This window comes from Microvirga pakistanensis (assembly GCF_004458765.1).
GTDB lineage: Bacteria > Pseudomonadota > Alphaproteobacteria > Rhizobiales > Beijerinckiaceae > Microvirga > Microvirga pakistanensis.
In genome coordinates this window covers 367,364-381,097 of record NZ_SPJX01000187.1, presented here as the reverse complement: position 1 = coordinate 381,097, position 13,734 = coordinate 367,364, and the positions used below count along the sequence as shown (strand labels likewise).

Here is a 13,734-nt window from a genome sequence, read left to right as displayed (position 1 = left end):
CGAGCGGTCGTCGTTCGCGCACCATTGATCGGAATCGTGTCATGGCAAATGCAAAGCATCTGAAACCAGGGTATCGGAAGCTCCAGAAGCGGCATGGGGATACGAGATCGCCCGAGCGTCTTGTTGCCCACTACGAACTCGAGCGCCAATTGGCCGACCGCTTGCGCCGCTCGACACGTTCGGAGCGCGAGCATCTCTACACGGATGTCTATTCCGAACTGTTCGCCCGGCTGCCGGATCACCCTCAGAACAATTATGTAGCCGACCCTCAGGCGAAGCGGATCGCCAGCAAGGTCCGCCTGCTGAGTGCATGGCTGAAGCCGGACGACGTCTTTCTCGAAGTCGGATGCGGCGATGCCGCACTGTCATTCGCACTTGCGGACCGGGTTGCGGCGACGATCGGCATGGACGTGACCGATGCACTGGTGGACTTTGCTTCGGCTCCGGAGAATTTCCGCTTCTTGAAAACGCCCGGAGTGGAAATCGCCCTCCCCGACGCTTCGGTTGATTTCATTTACTCGAACCAACTGATGGAACATCTCCATGTGGAAGATGCCGTGGATCAGCTTCGTGAAATCGCAAGGGTTCTGAAGCCAGGCCGAAGGTACATGTGCGTGACGCCGAGCCGCGTCACGGGCCCGCACGACATTTCATGCTACTTCGATGATGTTGCAACCGGGTTTCATATGCGCGAATACGATTACGGCTCCATGAAATCCCTGTTCCTGAAGGCAGGCTTCCGTCGCGTCCAGTTCATGATCGTGGTGAATGGGCGCCGGCTCGCGACACCTCCTTATGCGGTTTTGCGAGGGCTGGAGCTGATCCTGGCGTCCTGCCCGAACAGCATGCGACTGGCTCTCAACCGGTTCACGCGGCCTTTGATGGGCATTACGGCCATGGGGATCAAGTAAGAACCTTCAGGAGAATGCCCTCGCTCGGCGAACCCGCGCGTGCACTGTTATGCACGAACGAGATGCGGCCCTCTTCCTGCCGGAATGGCAATGTCTTGATCGATGCCGATCGCGGGCGGAATGACTTTTTCTGACGCCGCGCACCACATAAGAAGATAATCTTTAATACCTTTGGTGTAATACCAACGCTCGAGCCGCCATTATCTGGTCACAATTTGCCACCATCTATCCGACCCATTGTTACAGAATCAAAAATAAAAGAATTGCAGGGGCCTAACCATGACGACATTCCCTTAGATCATCATTTTCGCACCTGCCCGAATGGCAATCATCTTCGCATTGCCTTTCACGGGCCAGCATCATCGTTCCTTAAGGTAAGCACAAAGCTTCCTGCTTCTTGAGCAGAAGGCTGCCTTTGTTGCTCATCTATCCATGATATTTCGGCTTTGCTCTGACTCTTCTCAGAGCTGAGCAGCTCTGTGCCTGCGTTTCGGCAGATAGCTGTCCAATGTCCAACCCGGTCTCAATCAGTCCGGATGCCGGGAGCGGACACTTACATTCAAACTCGATTATTTTCCTAAACATTTTCAGAAGGATTTCATATGGCTACGAACATCATCTGGGTCGCCACGAACGGTCGCGCTGGAGCTGCCGGAACCGAAGCCGCACCACTCGGATCCATCCAAGAAGCCGTGAACCGCGCAACGCCGGGCACGAAGATCATGGTGAAGGCCGGCGTCTACAACGAGCACGTGGCGTTCCAGAAGAGCGGCACCGCGAGCGCTCCGATCGAGCTGGTCTCGGCAGATGGCCGCGGCAAGGCGGAGATCCGCCCCGTTCAGGACACCCTCGAAACCGTAAAGGTACAGGCGGCCGATTACATCACGATCGACGGCTTCAAGATCGTCGGTGGCTATGGCGCGCACGCCGCCCTCCATCTCTCGTCGGCTAATCAGATGACGAACCTGCCGACGAACATCATCATTCGCAACAACGACATCAGGGCGGGCGCCGGTGACAGCCTGAAGGTGAGCCAGGGAGACCAGATCACCGTCACCAACAATTCGATCTCCGGCTCCACGATGGAACAGGGCATCGATTTCGTCGGGGTTTCGAACAGCGTCATTTCTCACAACGAGATCTTTGGCGTGATCGGCAGCGGAGGCATTCACGTCAAGGGTGGATCGAGCAACGTTTCCATCGAGTACAACCTCCTCCATGACAATTCCCGCTGGGCTATCCAGGCCGGTGGCAGCTCCGACCTCGAGTACATGCGTCCCGGCACCGGACAGTTCGAAGCCGTGAACATCCGCGTGATCGGCAACGAGGTCTACAATTCCGGCCAGCAGGCACTGCGTGTCATAGGTGCGGACCAGGTCACCGTGGAGGACAACTGGTTCCGGGGCGTCTCGTCGAATCGGTTCATCGATGTCACGGCTGCTACGGGCCCTCATGAGGCATGGTACAGCGGTCGGGTGACCTTCGACGGCAACAGCATGGATCGGACCAACTGGCTCACCGTCGACAGCGGAAACCTTCAGCCCACGATTCAGCAGAATCGCACCGACGGCAATGCTCCGCTCGATTGGGGCAAGGTGCAGGCGGGGATCATCACGGGCGGCGTTGAACCTGCCCCTCAGCCGACTCCCACTCCCACTCCCACTCCTACTCCCACGCCTGAGCCTACCCCGCCGACGCCGTCCGAGACGCTCAACACCATCAACGGGACCAGTGGCAAGGATACGCTCGTCGGCACCTCCGGTGCTGATGCGATCAAAGGCCTGGGCGGAAACGACAAGATGGGCGGTGGTGCCGGCAACGATATCCTGACCGGCGGAGCAGGCGCGGATGTGTTCGTGTTCAACACGGCTCTCGGCACCTCCAATGTCGACAAGATCACGGACTTCGACGTCACTGCGGATCTCATCTACCTGGAGAACTCCGTGATGACCCAGCTCGGCAGCTGGGGCACCCTTGCTGCCGGCAAGTTCCGCATCGGAACGAAGGCCCTCGATGCGGATGATCGCATCATCTACAACAGCAGCACCGGCGCGCTTTCTTACGATGTCGACGGTTCCGGCGCCAAGGCCGCCGTCAAGTTCGCCGAACTGCAGACGGGCCTGAAGCTCAGCGCTGCCGATTTCTACGTCATCTGATCGGCCGACGGCTGCGGAGCGCTCACGTCTCCGCACCGGCATCCGCTGCACACTCCTCTCCCAGAGCGGGAGGCGATCCGAAACGATCGCCTCCCGCTCTCTTCTTTTTCAAGCTCCATTATCCTCTACCAACAAAGGGGGATATTCTCTGCTCGACCCGGTCTGTAGAGTAATGCGGTCTTCTGGTGAACGGCGGGCATTTTTTGACAAGGGAGCGTAAGTCAATTGACGCTTGCAGGTTTCACCGCCTCCGCCCTTGCCATGTGGGCGTGGAGTCTTGAATGCGGCACGGGCTCTGAGCGAATATGTTGACAGGGACCGAACCACGGGCCTTCCACCGCGATCAGACCAAGTTGGTGCTGAGCGAGCTGGCCGGTTTCTTTTACCGGCAGCGGCTGTTCATCATTGTAGCGGCCCTGGCTGTTTCGAGCGCCTCGATTGCCTTGAGCTATCTCATTCCCCCCGTCTATACCGCCGCTGGCAGCATCGTGGTGGAGCGGAGCCAGCATCCATTGCTGCGCAATCAGATCGAGCTTCCCGGTGCAGCCGTCGAGATCGCGAGCGACGTCGCAAACGTGATCCGTTCACGCCCCGTGATCGAGGCCGTGGTCGACCAGCTTCGCCCCCATGAGCGACCCCGTCGACCATCCGCCCTACGCGACAAAATAGAACAGGTCCTTGCGACGCTCGACCGATGGGGCATCCTGACGGTGCTGTCCCGACGGGAGAGATTCGTCAGGCGTTGGAGCAGATCGCTCTTCGTCGAGGGCAATGGGGATTACATCACGATCGCCCTGACCGACGAGGATCGCGTGCTGGCGGCTACGGCGGTCAATGCGATCATCGACGAGTATCGCCGCCACTATGTCGATCTCTTCAACATGCGCCGGGTCTTGGACCTACGCCAGGAGATCTTCATACGCACCCAATCCGAGATTGCCGCTCAGCGCCGTTCGGTGCTGGAGGATCAGGCAGAACGGCCAAGCGCCCCATCGACAGCTTCCGGCCAGCCTTCCCTGCGGGTGGACAGAACAGAACCCGTCGCGACGGATGTTGAACGGAATCTCCGACAGCGTCTCGCGGCCCGAGCCCGGTCCGAACTGGCCGCGCAAGCTCCCTCTGGCCAAGTTCCCTCTGGCCAAATTTCCCCTGCCCTGGTGCTCCCTGCGAACATTTCGAGCAACTCGGGTCTCGGCAGCCCGGCAAAGTACAACACGATGCTGGATCAGCTCCGCAATGTCAGACGAAAGCTGGACGCCACGGATACACAGGTCCGGACCTTGCAGATGGAGCTCGGCCCGGAGCACCCTGACACGCGTCTTGCTCAAGAGACCAGAGCCTCGCTCGGCGAGGCCGCGGCGGACTTGGAGGACGAGTTGCGTCGCATCGCCCAAGTCGGTGCCGCAGCGGACGAAGCCGAGGCGTTCAAGAGAGCCTACAACACACGTCTCGATGCGTCCCGCCGACGGGTCGATCTGATTCGGCTCTATACCCAATCCGACACGAGGACGATCAGCATCCGCCTCGCCGAACGTGCTGAACCACCGAACATCCCTTCCGTAGTCAGATTGCTCCAGGTAATCGTTGGCACCGTCGCAGGAATCGTCTTCGCCCTGGGAGCAGCCGTCATCAGGGACCGTGTCAATCTCCGGGTCCACAGCGCGCAGGGGATCGAGGCCATTCTCAAGAGCCCAGTTCTGTTCGTGCTGCCTGACAGCAATTCGCAAGCGAAGAGACTCAGGCGATAGCAGCCGTCGGCCAGCGTTTCCTGGAAAGATCGACTGCCTTATCGCCACCCTCGGCATTCTCCCAGCGGCCTCGGCTTCCTAGATCGTTTTTCGGCGACGTGGACCCGGCTCGCCGTCGAAATGCGGTCCATCAAAGAAAAGAGGCGATTCCATGTAAGTGGAAACAGCTCTAGACAATGCGAGGATTGGTTTGGGCAGCACAGACGAGCGGATCGAAGCGTCACCTGGCTGCAATCGCTTGAGATCGCAAAGGAAAGGAGTGGTGCCCAGGGGCGGAACTACCTGGGCGCGAAAAGTCAATAACTTAGGATCGCGCTGGGGGCAAAGTTGCCTTGTTGAGTCCCTTGGCTTTTTGGAACAGTCCCCCACCGGCTCTGGCCCCCTTTGGATCGGGACCTGAAAGAGCGCTGAAATTGTCCCCACAGTTAACAGGCGAAGTGCGAATCCAGCACCTTGGCCTCAACCCTCCCTTCATCCCTCCCTGCCCCGCCTCATCGGCCGCGAAGCAATGACCATCAAACGTGTTGAAGAAGCGCGGCATTGAGCTCCGATGCTTAGGACCACCGGCTGTAGAAATCCCACCCGCATCGTTTGTTCACTCGCTCAACCCCAACCCTTTTGGTTACATAGCTTGAGCAAGGGATCACCTATTGTATTATACTGCATTTCACAGGGATCCCTCTGTTTCTTCAACTTGAAAGCAGTGGAGACAGACATGCGTGTAAGCCTGTGTATCGGATCCATTGGACTGGTGGTGTTTGCTCTCGCTCCAGCCCACGCCGATAAACGCGAGAACATCGCTGAATTGTTTGCCCAAGCGCAGCTGGAAGGACGGGTGGGAGTTGCCCGCAAGACCAAACCGGTTGATGTTCGCCCTGCCCGGCCCGGTGAAATTGTTGTCACGATCATTACTGGTGAGGGAAAGGAGACGCAAAGCCCTCCGGCGCAAAATGGCGACATGGTCGTGCGCAATCGCTGCCCTGAGACAGGTAACGAGGAAATCTTGGTCACCGCGACGAAGTTCCAGGAGCGCTACGAAGGACCGACCGGCCCGGCCGGTGCTGACGGCTATCGGGCCTACCGGCCACGCGGCGGTGAGATGCTGTATTTCATCGTTCGTGATGTAGAGGGCAGCTTCACGTTCGAAGCGCCTTGGGGTGAGCCTATGATTGCTCGCCCCGGCGACGCAATTGTCCGCAGTCCCAATGACACGAAGGACACCTACAGGATCGCAGCGGCCGCTTTCGCCTGCACCTATGAGATTGTGCGACCTGCTCAGTACTCTGTTCGGTAGCGTCACGTCTAGATCGAGCCTGTATTGAGGATCCGGATGGAGAACGGTCCACTGAGATTGCCAAGCGCATTCACGGGGCTCTTCCAAGGGAAGATCTGATGATCCTCGATAGAGCCAGCCGGGAGGCCCTTATGCGCGATAAGAGGCGGTTGATAGGGACGCTCTGCCGGGAGATTAGCTGCCCCTTCAACCCTCTCTTCACCCTTCCCTGCCATATGCAGGGACATGACCTACTCCCGCGACACCACGGCTATCTCTGAGCTCACCGGCCAGCTTGTGAACACCTGGTCTGAGGAATGGCGGATCGAGACCGAAGCCCGCGCCATCCTGGCCATGTCCAAGGAGCAGCGGGATGCCTTCTTCAACGGCCGGAAAGATCAGGATGGAAAGACCATCGATCGCGGTGTGATCGGAATTCGAGGGCTGAAGGCTGCCGAGGAGATCAAGGCTGTTTGCCAGAAGCTCCAGGACATCCGGGCAACGAAACGGGGCTAGTTCCGAGGGTACTGCTCCGGCCGCGTCGAGAGATAGTGCCGGTAGGCCTCAATGACCTTCCGGGCAGCCCCGCCCCTGGCGGCCTCTGTCCCGCTCGTCTGTGCGCTATAGTAGGGACCGGGCAGAGATACGGTCATTGACCAATGCCAGCGACCGTCCTGCGGCCCGCCTCGGATCAGGTGGACGCTCCCAATGGTCTCGTCCTCTTCGGTCATGTGGAACCGCGGGAACAGAACATCAGGGTCAAAGGCCATGAAGTTTGTTTCATCATAGCCGCCGTCCGGGTAAACGTCTGTGGCCTTCATCCAGTAGATTGGCATGGCGGCTTATCGCAGGCAGTCAACGCAGCAGCAAGAAGATCGACAGACGTACCGCAGCTCCTGGAATATCCCGGTTGGCTTGGGTACGCTCGGCGTTCTCCATCGCGATCCATAGGTGGAGGAGCGATTCAGCGCGGCTGGTCTTGGTAGGTGTCCTTTCGTAGATTGGCTACCTGAGCAGACTCTGAGCCATTGCGTTGATCGCGAAGTCGGTTGCAGCACCCTTGTCATCGCCGTCGTCTATGAACCAAGCTGCCGACAACCCTGTCCACGCGACGATCCAAGCAAGGAGCCGTTGGGGTTCGATCCCCGTCGCGCTGATCACAACGTCCAGCCGGGCTTCCAAGCGCCCTGGCAGAGTGGCGAGCGGCCGGCTGGGATCGCTGAGATCGGGGTTCGTGAAAATGTTGGCATAGTCGAACGTTCGTTCGCCTAACAGCCCATGTGGGTCGATCGCCAACCATCCTCGATCGCCGAAGTCGAGGACATTCTCGTGGTGCAGGTCGCCGTGGAGCGGAACGACGGCGTTCGGAGCAGCCAGAAGCTGGCGCGCGATGTCGGCTGCGGGCGCAAGTGCCGTGTGTGCCGGGGCAAGCTGGAAGAGCGGCTGGAACCAGATTTCCAACGGGTGCAACTCCGGAAGTGGACGGCGCCGAAGTGCATGCAACGTAGACGCTGTATCGCACAGGATCCGGCAGGCTTCGTCATCCTGGCCAGACCAGGCCATCTGCGCGAGATCGCTGGCGCCTGTGGCCCGTTCCATGAGCAGGGCACTCGCAGACGAGGCGAAGACCTTGGCGGCACCATGGCCTTCCCACCACGTCATGAGACGGTAGCCTGCCTGCTCGTCGGGAATGCGCGCGACCTTCAGCATCGCGGGCGAACCTTCATGCCTGACCGGAAGAACCCAACTGGAAGGAGTGGTCATCAGAGAGCCGTCAGGAGTCAGGCTCCACGCCCCCAGGACCTCTCCGACCAGCGCCGGCAAGGCGGCATGCGCGCCCATTGGAATTCTCCTCAAGTGGTCGGTCGATCCTCGCGCCGAGCTGGATGCCTGGTCATGGAACGGAACGCAATACCAGATAGGCGCTCTGGAGCAATCCAGCCGAATTGGCCGGAGAACATCTCGGGAAGAGGCCACAGAATTCCGGTGGCGTTTGCTACCGAATGCCGAAGAAATGTTACCCACTTCCCAGCCGGGTCATGACGCGGGCCGATCTCCCTACCCCACTATCGTGCCTTACTCTGGATGGGAAATGAACAGCGGTCCCGTTGCTGAGCCCGTGCCTTTAGCACAGGATGAGCCAGATCGGATCCGGAGATTTCCATGGCCAAAGAGGAGCATGTTGCTCGGCTTGAGCAGGGGGTAGAGGCTTGGAATGCGTGGCGTGATGAAAATCCTGACGTCAATCCAGATCTCAGTGAGGCAAACCTCTGTCAGGCGGATCTTCGAGGGGCCAATCTTAACGTTGCTAATCTCAGCGGCACGAACCTCTGTAAGTCCGACCTAAGCCAAGCCCGTCTCCTTGGCGCACATATGTATAACGCAAGTCTCGTTGGGGCAAATCTTAGCGGGGCGAGTCTCCGGGACGCAAATCTCTATAGAGCAGATCTCTCTCAATCATACCTTTGTGGGACAAACCTCAGCGCAACAGAACTCGGAAGAACAAAGTTTAACTCCACTATCCTTGACGAAGTCGATTTTAGGAAAGCGGACCTCCGTGGGGCGGTTTTCAAAAAGGCGATCTTTGGACGGGTGCTGTTCTGGGAAGCTGATCTTTCTGGCCTAAACTTAAGTCATGCTGATTTACGTGGAGCAATTTTTCTCCGAGCGAACCTCAGCAACGCAAATCTCAGTCATGCACGCCTTCAGAAGGCGGATTTTGGGTATGCACAGCTCAAGGCTGCAAACCTCTGTGGCGCCAATCTCATTGAAGCAGATTTTACAGAGGCCGACCTGCGCGCCGCGAACTTAACCAACGCCAGCCTCGGCAGAGCCATCCTCAGAAGGGCAGACCTTAGTGAGGCGGACCTCACTAGTGCCAACTTAACCGAGGCAACTCTGACGAAAGCAGTTCTAATTGGAACGACTTTCACGAAAGCCAATCTCACCGGCTGTCTAATCTACGGCATATCTGCTTGGGGACTAAAAACAGACGGGGTCGTTCAGCAAAACTTAATTATCACCGGCCGGGATGAGCCCGAGATCACCGTCGACAACATTGAGGTTGCGCAATTCGTTTACCTACTACTCCACAACCATAAAATCCGCGACGTCATCGATACCATTACATCTAAGGCGGTCCTGATCCTTGGCCGCTTCACAGAAGAACGCAAAGTTGTTCTTGATGCTCTACGCGAGGAGTTGCGTCGACGCGATTACCTCCCAATCTTATTCGATTTCGACAAGCCCGCCAGCCGGGACATTACCGAAACCATTTCCCTGCTCGCTCGCATGGCACGCTTCGTGGTGGCGGACATCACGGATGCCAGGAGCATCCCGCAAGAACTCAGTGTCATCGTGCCTGACCTACCGTCTGTTCCTGTGCAGCCTCTCCTGCTGGAAGGGAGCGGTGAGTACGGTATGTTCGAGCACTTCAGACGCTATCCTTGGGTCCTGCCGCTCCACCGCTACGAGACACAGGATCAGCTCATCGCCGAGATCGGCGAGCGGGTAATTGAACCCGCTGAACGCAGGGCTATCGAACTGCGACCAGGAGCCAATTAGGCGCGCAAGCCCTCACCTCTCCCCTTGCTTTGGATGAGGGAGGGAATGAGCGAACAGCGGCTCCATTGCCGAACCAGTGCCTTCAGCGCAGGATAGGCTGGTTCGGACCCGGAGTGCTTGTATGGCCAACAAGAAGCACGTTGCCCGGCTTAGGAAGGGCGTCGAGGCGTGGAATGTATGGCGTACCAAAAATCCTTTCGTTCGGCCGGACCTCAGCGGGGCGGATCTGGCTGGCGCGGACCTAATTGAGGCGGACCTGAGCGGGGCGGACCTGACTAGGGCGAACCTAATCGACGTGAACCTGACTGGGGCGGACCTACTCTGGACGAATCTAACCGGGGCGGACCTGCTCTGGGCGATATTGATCAGGGCGAATCTAACCGGGGCGAAACTGATCGGGGCGAACCTCACCAAGGCGAAACTGATCGGGGCGGACCTCACCAAGGCGAAACTGATCGGGGCGAACCTGGACGGGGTGGACCTCAGCGGGACGAATCTGGCTGGGGAAGTCTTACCCAAGGCAGAGCTGGGCAGGGCAGAGTTAGACAGGGCAGAGCCAAATGAGGTGAGCTTGCCCAAGAAATTGTCGTCTAAAGTCATGCCTGAAGACAACAATCTGACCGAGGTTCGAGACGGTCAGACACAAAGGCTTGATCGATCCGATCACCAAACGTTCGGGAAAGCCAATTCCTTGTTGCGTTCGAACCTCAAGATCGTCCTCTCCTACCGTCGAAAAGACGTACCGATAACTACCGATCGAATCTACGACTGGCTGGCCCGGCGCTATGGAGCTGAGGGTATCTTTATTGACGTTGATAGCATCCCAGTAGGCATAGACTTCCGCGAGCATCTCCAAGAGGTCCTCAACGGATGCAACGTTCTGCTTGCTATCATCGGGCCACGCTGGATTGGTAGGCGCAGAGGCAAGCCTCCGCGGATCATGGATGAGAGCGACTGGGTTCGCATCGAGGTTGAGACCGCGCTACAGCGTAAGATCCCGGTCATTCCAGTGCTGGTAGAAGGTGCGATCATGCCGCAGGCAGATCAGCTGCCTGAGAAGCTTCAAGGCCTCCTGCACCGCCAAGCAGCCGTACTGGGCAGAGGTCCTGACTTCCCCGTCCATGTAGATCGTTTGATCCGAGCCATCGACAGACTTCTAACACAGAGCGCAACAGATACCTCGAATACTTCGGACACAGTTCCATAAACGTTTGTGAGATCCGCTCGTGACGGAAGTAGGAACGCCCTAACCGAAGGGTCGCTGCCGACCTCCGGCTAGGGTTCAAGAGTATCCCCGGCTTTATCAATGGCAATGCGAGAGCCGCATTGGACTAGTCGCAGTCGTCATAGTGCCAGCTAAAGGTTGGGGCGTGGTCTATCTGTTGGCCCATCCAGCCTATAGCCAAGAAGCTGCCGAACAGCCGCTTGACCGCAACCAGAGGGATGCCTGCTAGATTCGCACTTGATCGAAGCAAGGGGGTCATGGCGAGACCTCTGTGGATGATGTCCCCAGCCGTTTCAGGCTCTGCCTAGACGGCTGAACTTGCAAACTGGCCTTTGAGCTACTCCGGACGGACGGCCTATTCAGAGGGTTCGAAGATACCTAAGCCCTTAAGTGGAGTCGCACATAATCACGAAAGTTCTTGCAGAATATGTTCAATGCAAGTTGAACGATATTCCCGTCGAGTGTTTGCCTTGAACATTCGGATTGCGCACGACATACAATCTGGTACTTTTTTGGCTCGACGAAATAGTGACGTGGGTGACTGATCATGGTCCGAGCGTTGTTCTTGTCGTTCATGCTTCTCTGGTCTTCCCTTGTTCTTGCGCAGGATTGGAAAGTAGGTGATGCAGCGGTCTTCCGCGCCGAGCATGCCCTTGGCGTACCTCTGCATCTGGAAATATCGGGATCTACTTCCGCAGGCGGAAGGGCGATCCAAAAGTGCGCCTGCATGGCATCCTGTGGACACCCGATTTCATGGGCGCCTATGAGTGGGCACTGAACGGCGCCCCCGAACCCGCCACCCCGGCCGAGCCCGGGAAGTGGCAGCCGAGCGTCAAGGGCACCTGGCGCTGGCTCTGCGAGCAGTACTTCCTTTCAGCCGAGTTCAAGCGCCTGGGCGATCGGACCCGGCATGTGCGGCGCCAGATTCTCGAAGCCACCTACGACGAGTCGGTGAAGCCTGGTGCCGAGGCGACTTTCGCCAACTGCCCGCCGTCGAAGTTCTCGCCTCAGGCGGTGCGAGCGCTGCGCGACCGGAAGGTTGACACTCCGGAGGCTGCGAACGGCCGCGTGAAGGCAATCCGGCAGGTGTTCGTCTATGGGATCGAGGCTGACCATGTGAAGACGAATCCAGCTCGGGATGTCCCCTATTTCAGGTCGGCCTCCGAGGGGCACCATACATGGACGGCCGAGGAAGTCCTGAAGTTCAGGGAGAAACACCCCGTAGGTTCGAAGGCTTGGCTCGCCCTGGCGCTGCTGATGTTCATAGGCGGCCGGCGCGCGGACATTCCCGCTTTCGGTCGGCAGCACATCTCTGAGATTAGACATCCAAATGGATCCATCGAGCGTTGGCTGCGCTATCCCCAGAACAAGAACCGCAATCCGGTCACGCTCGAGCTCCCGGTTCTGCGGGCGTTGTGGAAGACGATCGAGGACACGCCATCAGCCAAGGAGAACTTGACGTTCCTCGTGACCGGGTTCGGCAACTGGTTCAAGAAGCGCTACCGGGGGGCTGAGCTGCATCACGGCTCAGCGCACGGCCTTCGAAAGGCCGGCGCGACCCTGGCGGCAGAAAACGGCGCGAGCGAGTTCGAGCTGATGGCGATCTTCGGCTGGAAGATTTCGAAGCAGGCATCGCACTACACAAGGAAGGCGCGTCAGAAACGCCTCGCGGGCGACGCGATGCACCTGATCGACCTGGGCGAAAGCGAGAACAAAAGACCCCCACATTTGCTCGCGAAGTGATCCCGGTGGCGAGAATTTCGCGAGAAACTCAATGTTTTTAGGGACTTTTTAGAGGAGTGGTGCCCAGGGGCGGAATCGAACCACCGACACTGCGATTTTCAGTCGCATGCTCTACCAACTGAGCTACCTGGGCATTCGAAGCGCGGCCAGTGCCGTGCGCGTCGTGAGCGGTTGTATAGTCAGACCTCTGCCGCCTGTCCAGCCGCCGAAAGCGAAAATTCGAAAGAAAATTATTGGCTCTCTTCCGTGGCGTCGTCTCGGTCCTCGGGATCATCGACCGCTGGAATGGCATAGGTGCCTGAGAGCCAGCGGTTCAGGTCCACATCCGCGCAACGTTTGGAGCAGAAGGGCTTGTATTCCATCGTTCCAGGCTTGCCGCAGATCGGGCATTTGCCGGCGGATGCCAGAGGCTTGTTCTCGTTGGCGGGGTCCATGCCTCGCTCCTTTTCGGAATCAGGCAGCGTTGAGCCACGTGGAGCGCACGGGGAACCCCTCGCCGTCGAGCAGCGCCACGGCTTCGTAGAGGGGCAGGCCAACCACGTTCGTGTAGGAGCCAACCAGCTTCACCACGAAGGTGCCGGCCAGCCCCTGAATGGCATAGCCGCCCGCCTTGCCGTGCCACTCGCGGGACGCGAGATAGCGCTCGAACTCCTCGCGGGACAGACGCTTGAAGCGCACGCGGGTTTCCACGAGGCGTTCGCGGATCGAATCCTTGGGCGTGATGAGGCACACGGAGGTGTAGACCCGGTGCGCCCGGCCCGACAGCAGGCGCAGGCAGCCGGCCGCCTCCTCTTCCACCTCGGCCTTGGGCAGAATCCGCCCGCTTGCGACCACGACCGTATCGGCGGAGAGAATATACGCGTCCTTCAGGTCCTCGCGGTTGCGCGCGGTCTTGCGGGCCACCTCCGCCTTGGAGCGGGCTAGGCGCTTGGCGAGGTCCTTGGGTCCTTCATTCTTCAGGGGCGTCTCGTCCACGTCGGCCGGCAGAAGGGCATCGGGCTCGATCCCGCCCTGCTGCAGCAGGGCGAGCCTGCGGGGCGAGGCGGACGCCAGAACGAGCTTCGGACGCCGGCTGGGATTCGACACCTCGGAAGAAGACGCCACTTTGATCTCC

Annotated in this window: 12 protein-coding genes and 1 tRNA gene; 8 read left to right on the top strand and 5 right to left on the bottom strand. The window is 58.8% G+C overall.

The window, feature by feature from the left end:
• The first annotated feature begins 41 nt into the window (after positions 1 to 41).
• The 5 genes from E4K09_RS13530 to E4K09_RS13510 all read left to right on the top strand — a co-directional run bounded on the left by E4K09_RS13530 (position 42) and on the right by E4K09_RS13510 (position 6,604).
• Complete coding sequence (locus E4K09_RS13530; RefSeq protein WP_134497810.1) at positions 42 to 911, top strand: class I SAM-dependent methyltransferase; 870 nt, start codon at positions 42 to 44, stop codon at positions 909 to 911.
• 602 nt (positions 912 to 1,513) lie between these two features.
• Entirely contained in the window at positions 1,514 to 3,067 is a 1,554-nt protein-coding gene (locus tag E4K09_RS13525) for a right-handed parallel beta-helix repeat-containing protein (protein ID WP_134497808.1), read from the top strand.
• Positions 3,068 to 3,372: 305 nt separating this feature from the next.
• Positions 3,373 to 4,815: a Wzz/FepE/Etk N-terminal domain-containing protein gene (locus E4K09_RS13520; RefSeq protein WP_134497806.1), complete on the top strand. Its 1,443-nt coding sequence runs from the start codon at positions 3,373 to 3,375 to the stop codon at positions 4,813 to 4,815.
• A 715-nt stretch (positions 4,816 to 5,530) separates the two neighbouring features.
• Entirely contained in the window at positions 5,531 to 6,109 is a 579-nt protein-coding gene (locus E4K09_RS13515; RefSeq protein WP_204985721.1) for a hypothetical protein, read from the top strand.
• Between the two features lie 225 nt (positions 6,110 to 6,334).
• Entirely contained in the window at positions 6,335 to 6,604 is a 270-nt protein-coding gene (locus E4K09_RS13510; protein ID WP_134497804.1) for a DUF7696 family protein, read from the top strand.
• Here E4K09_RS13510 and E4K09_RS13505 read toward each other — a convergent pair.
• Positions 6,601 to 6,924, bottom strand: coding sequence for a hypothetical protein (locus E4K09_RS13505; RefSeq protein WP_134497802.1), 324 nt, complete (start codon positions 6,922 to 6,924; stop codon positions 6,601 to 6,603). The two genes, E4K09_RS13510 and E4K09_RS13505, sit on opposite strands and share 4 nt — an antisense overlap.
• A 169-nt stretch (positions 6,925 to 7,093) precedes the next feature.
• The gene (locus tag E4K09_RS13500) at positions 7,094 to 7,930 is read right to left on the bottom strand and encodes an APH(6)-I family aminoglycoside O-phosphotransferase (protein WP_134497800.1); all 837 of its coding nucleotides are present in this window, start codon (positions 7,928 to 7,930) and stop codon (positions 7,094 to 7,096) included.
• A gap of 321 nt (positions 7,931 to 8,251) precedes the next feature.
• Here E4K09_RS13500 and E4K09_RS13495 point away from each other — a divergent pair, with 321 nt between their 5' ends.
• The 3 genes from E4K09_RS13495 (at position 8,252) to E4K09_RS13485 (ending at position 12,620) form a co-directional block, all read left to right on the top strand.
• Complete coding sequence (locus E4K09_RS13495) at positions 8,252 to 9,652, top strand: pentapeptide repeat-containing protein (protein WP_134497798.1); 1,401 nt, start codon at positions 8,252 to 8,254, stop codon at positions 9,650 to 9,652.
• Positions 9,653 to 9,773: 121 nt separating this feature from the next.
• Positions 9,774 to 10,859 carry a toll/interleukin-1 receptor domain-containing protein gene (locus E4K09_RS13490; protein ID WP_134497796.1) on the top strand — a complete coding sequence of 362 codons (1,086 nt, stop codon included), beginning with the start codon at positions 9,774 to 9,776 and terminating at the stop codon, positions 10,857 to 10,859.
• A 735-nt stretch (positions 10,860 to 11,594) separates the two neighbouring features.
• Positions 11,595 to 12,620, top strand: coding sequence for a tyrosine-type recombinase/integrase (locus tag E4K09_RS13485; protein ID WP_134497794.1), 1,026 nt, complete (start codon positions 11,595 to 11,597; stop codon positions 12,618 to 12,620).
• Positions 12,621 to 12,677: 57 nt separating this feature from the next.
• Here the strand turns inward: E4K09_RS13485 and E4K09_RS13480 are convergent.
• From E4K09_RS13480 to E4K09_RS13470, 3 genes are all read right to left on the bottom strand, one after another.
• A tRNA-Phe gene (locus E4K09_RS13480) sits at positions 12,678 to 12,753 on the bottom strand.
• A gap of 97 nt (positions 12,754 to 12,850) precedes the next feature.
• Positions 12,851 to 13,054 carry a DNA gyrase inhibitor YacG gene (gene yacG / locus E4K09_RS13475; protein WP_134497792.1) on the bottom strand — a complete coding sequence of 68 codons (204 nt, stop codon included), beginning with the start codon at positions 13,052 to 13,054 and terminating at the stop codon, positions 12,851 to 12,853.
• 19 nt (positions 13,055 to 13,073) lie between these two features.
• Positions 13,074 to 13,724 (bottom strand): Maf-like protein, encoded by a 651-nt coding sequence (locus tag E4K09_RS13470; RefSeq protein WP_134497790.1) that lies wholly within the window; start codon positions 13,722 to 13,724, stop codon positions 13,074 to 13,076.
• Positions 13,725 to 13,734 lie beyond the last annotated feature (10 nt).

Excerpts from the sequence above, each read along its gene's own strand:
- E4K09_RS13530 (WP_134497810.1), top strand. The coding sequence starts at position 42 with ATGGCAAATGCAAAGCATCTGAAACCAGGGTATCGGAAGCTCCAGAAG.
- E4K09_RS13500 (WP_134497800.1), bottom strand. The coding sequence starts at position 7,930 with ATGGGCGCGCATGCCGCCTTGCCGGCGCTGGTCGGAGAGGTCCTGGGG.
- E4K09_RS13515 (WP_204985721.1), top strand. The coding sequence starts at position 5,531 with ATGCGTGTAAGCCTGTGTATCGGATCCATTGGACTGGTGGTGTTTGCT.
- yacG (WP_134497792.1), bottom strand. The coding sequence starts at position 13,054 with ATGGACCCCGCCAACGAGAACAAGCCTCTGGCATCCGCCGGCAAATGC.
- E4K09_RS13525 (WP_134497808.1), top strand. The coding sequence starts at position 1,514 with ATGGCTACGAACATCATCTGGGTCGCCACGAACGGTCGCGCTGGAGCT.
- E4K09_RS13495 (WP_134497798.1), top strand. The coding sequence starts at position 8,252 with ATGGCCAAAGAGGAGCATGTTGCTCGGCTTGAGCAGGGGGTAGAGGCT.
- E4K09_RS13490 (WP_134497796.1), top strand. The coding sequence starts at position 9,774 with ATGGCCAACAAGAAGCACGTTGCCCGGCTTAGGAAGGGCGTCGAGGCG.
- E4K09_RS13510 (WP_134497804.1), top strand. The coding sequence starts at position 6,335 with ATGACCTACTCCCGCGACACCACGGCTATCTCTGAGCTCACCGGCCAG.
- E4K09_RS13505 (WP_134497802.1), bottom strand. The coding sequence starts at position 6,924 with ATGCCAATCTACTGGATGAAGGCCACAGACGTTTACCCGGACGGCGGC.
- E4K09_RS13520 (WP_134497806.1), top strand. The coding sequence starts at position 3,373 with ATGTTGACAGGGACCGAACCACGGGCCTTCCACCGCGATCAGACCAAG.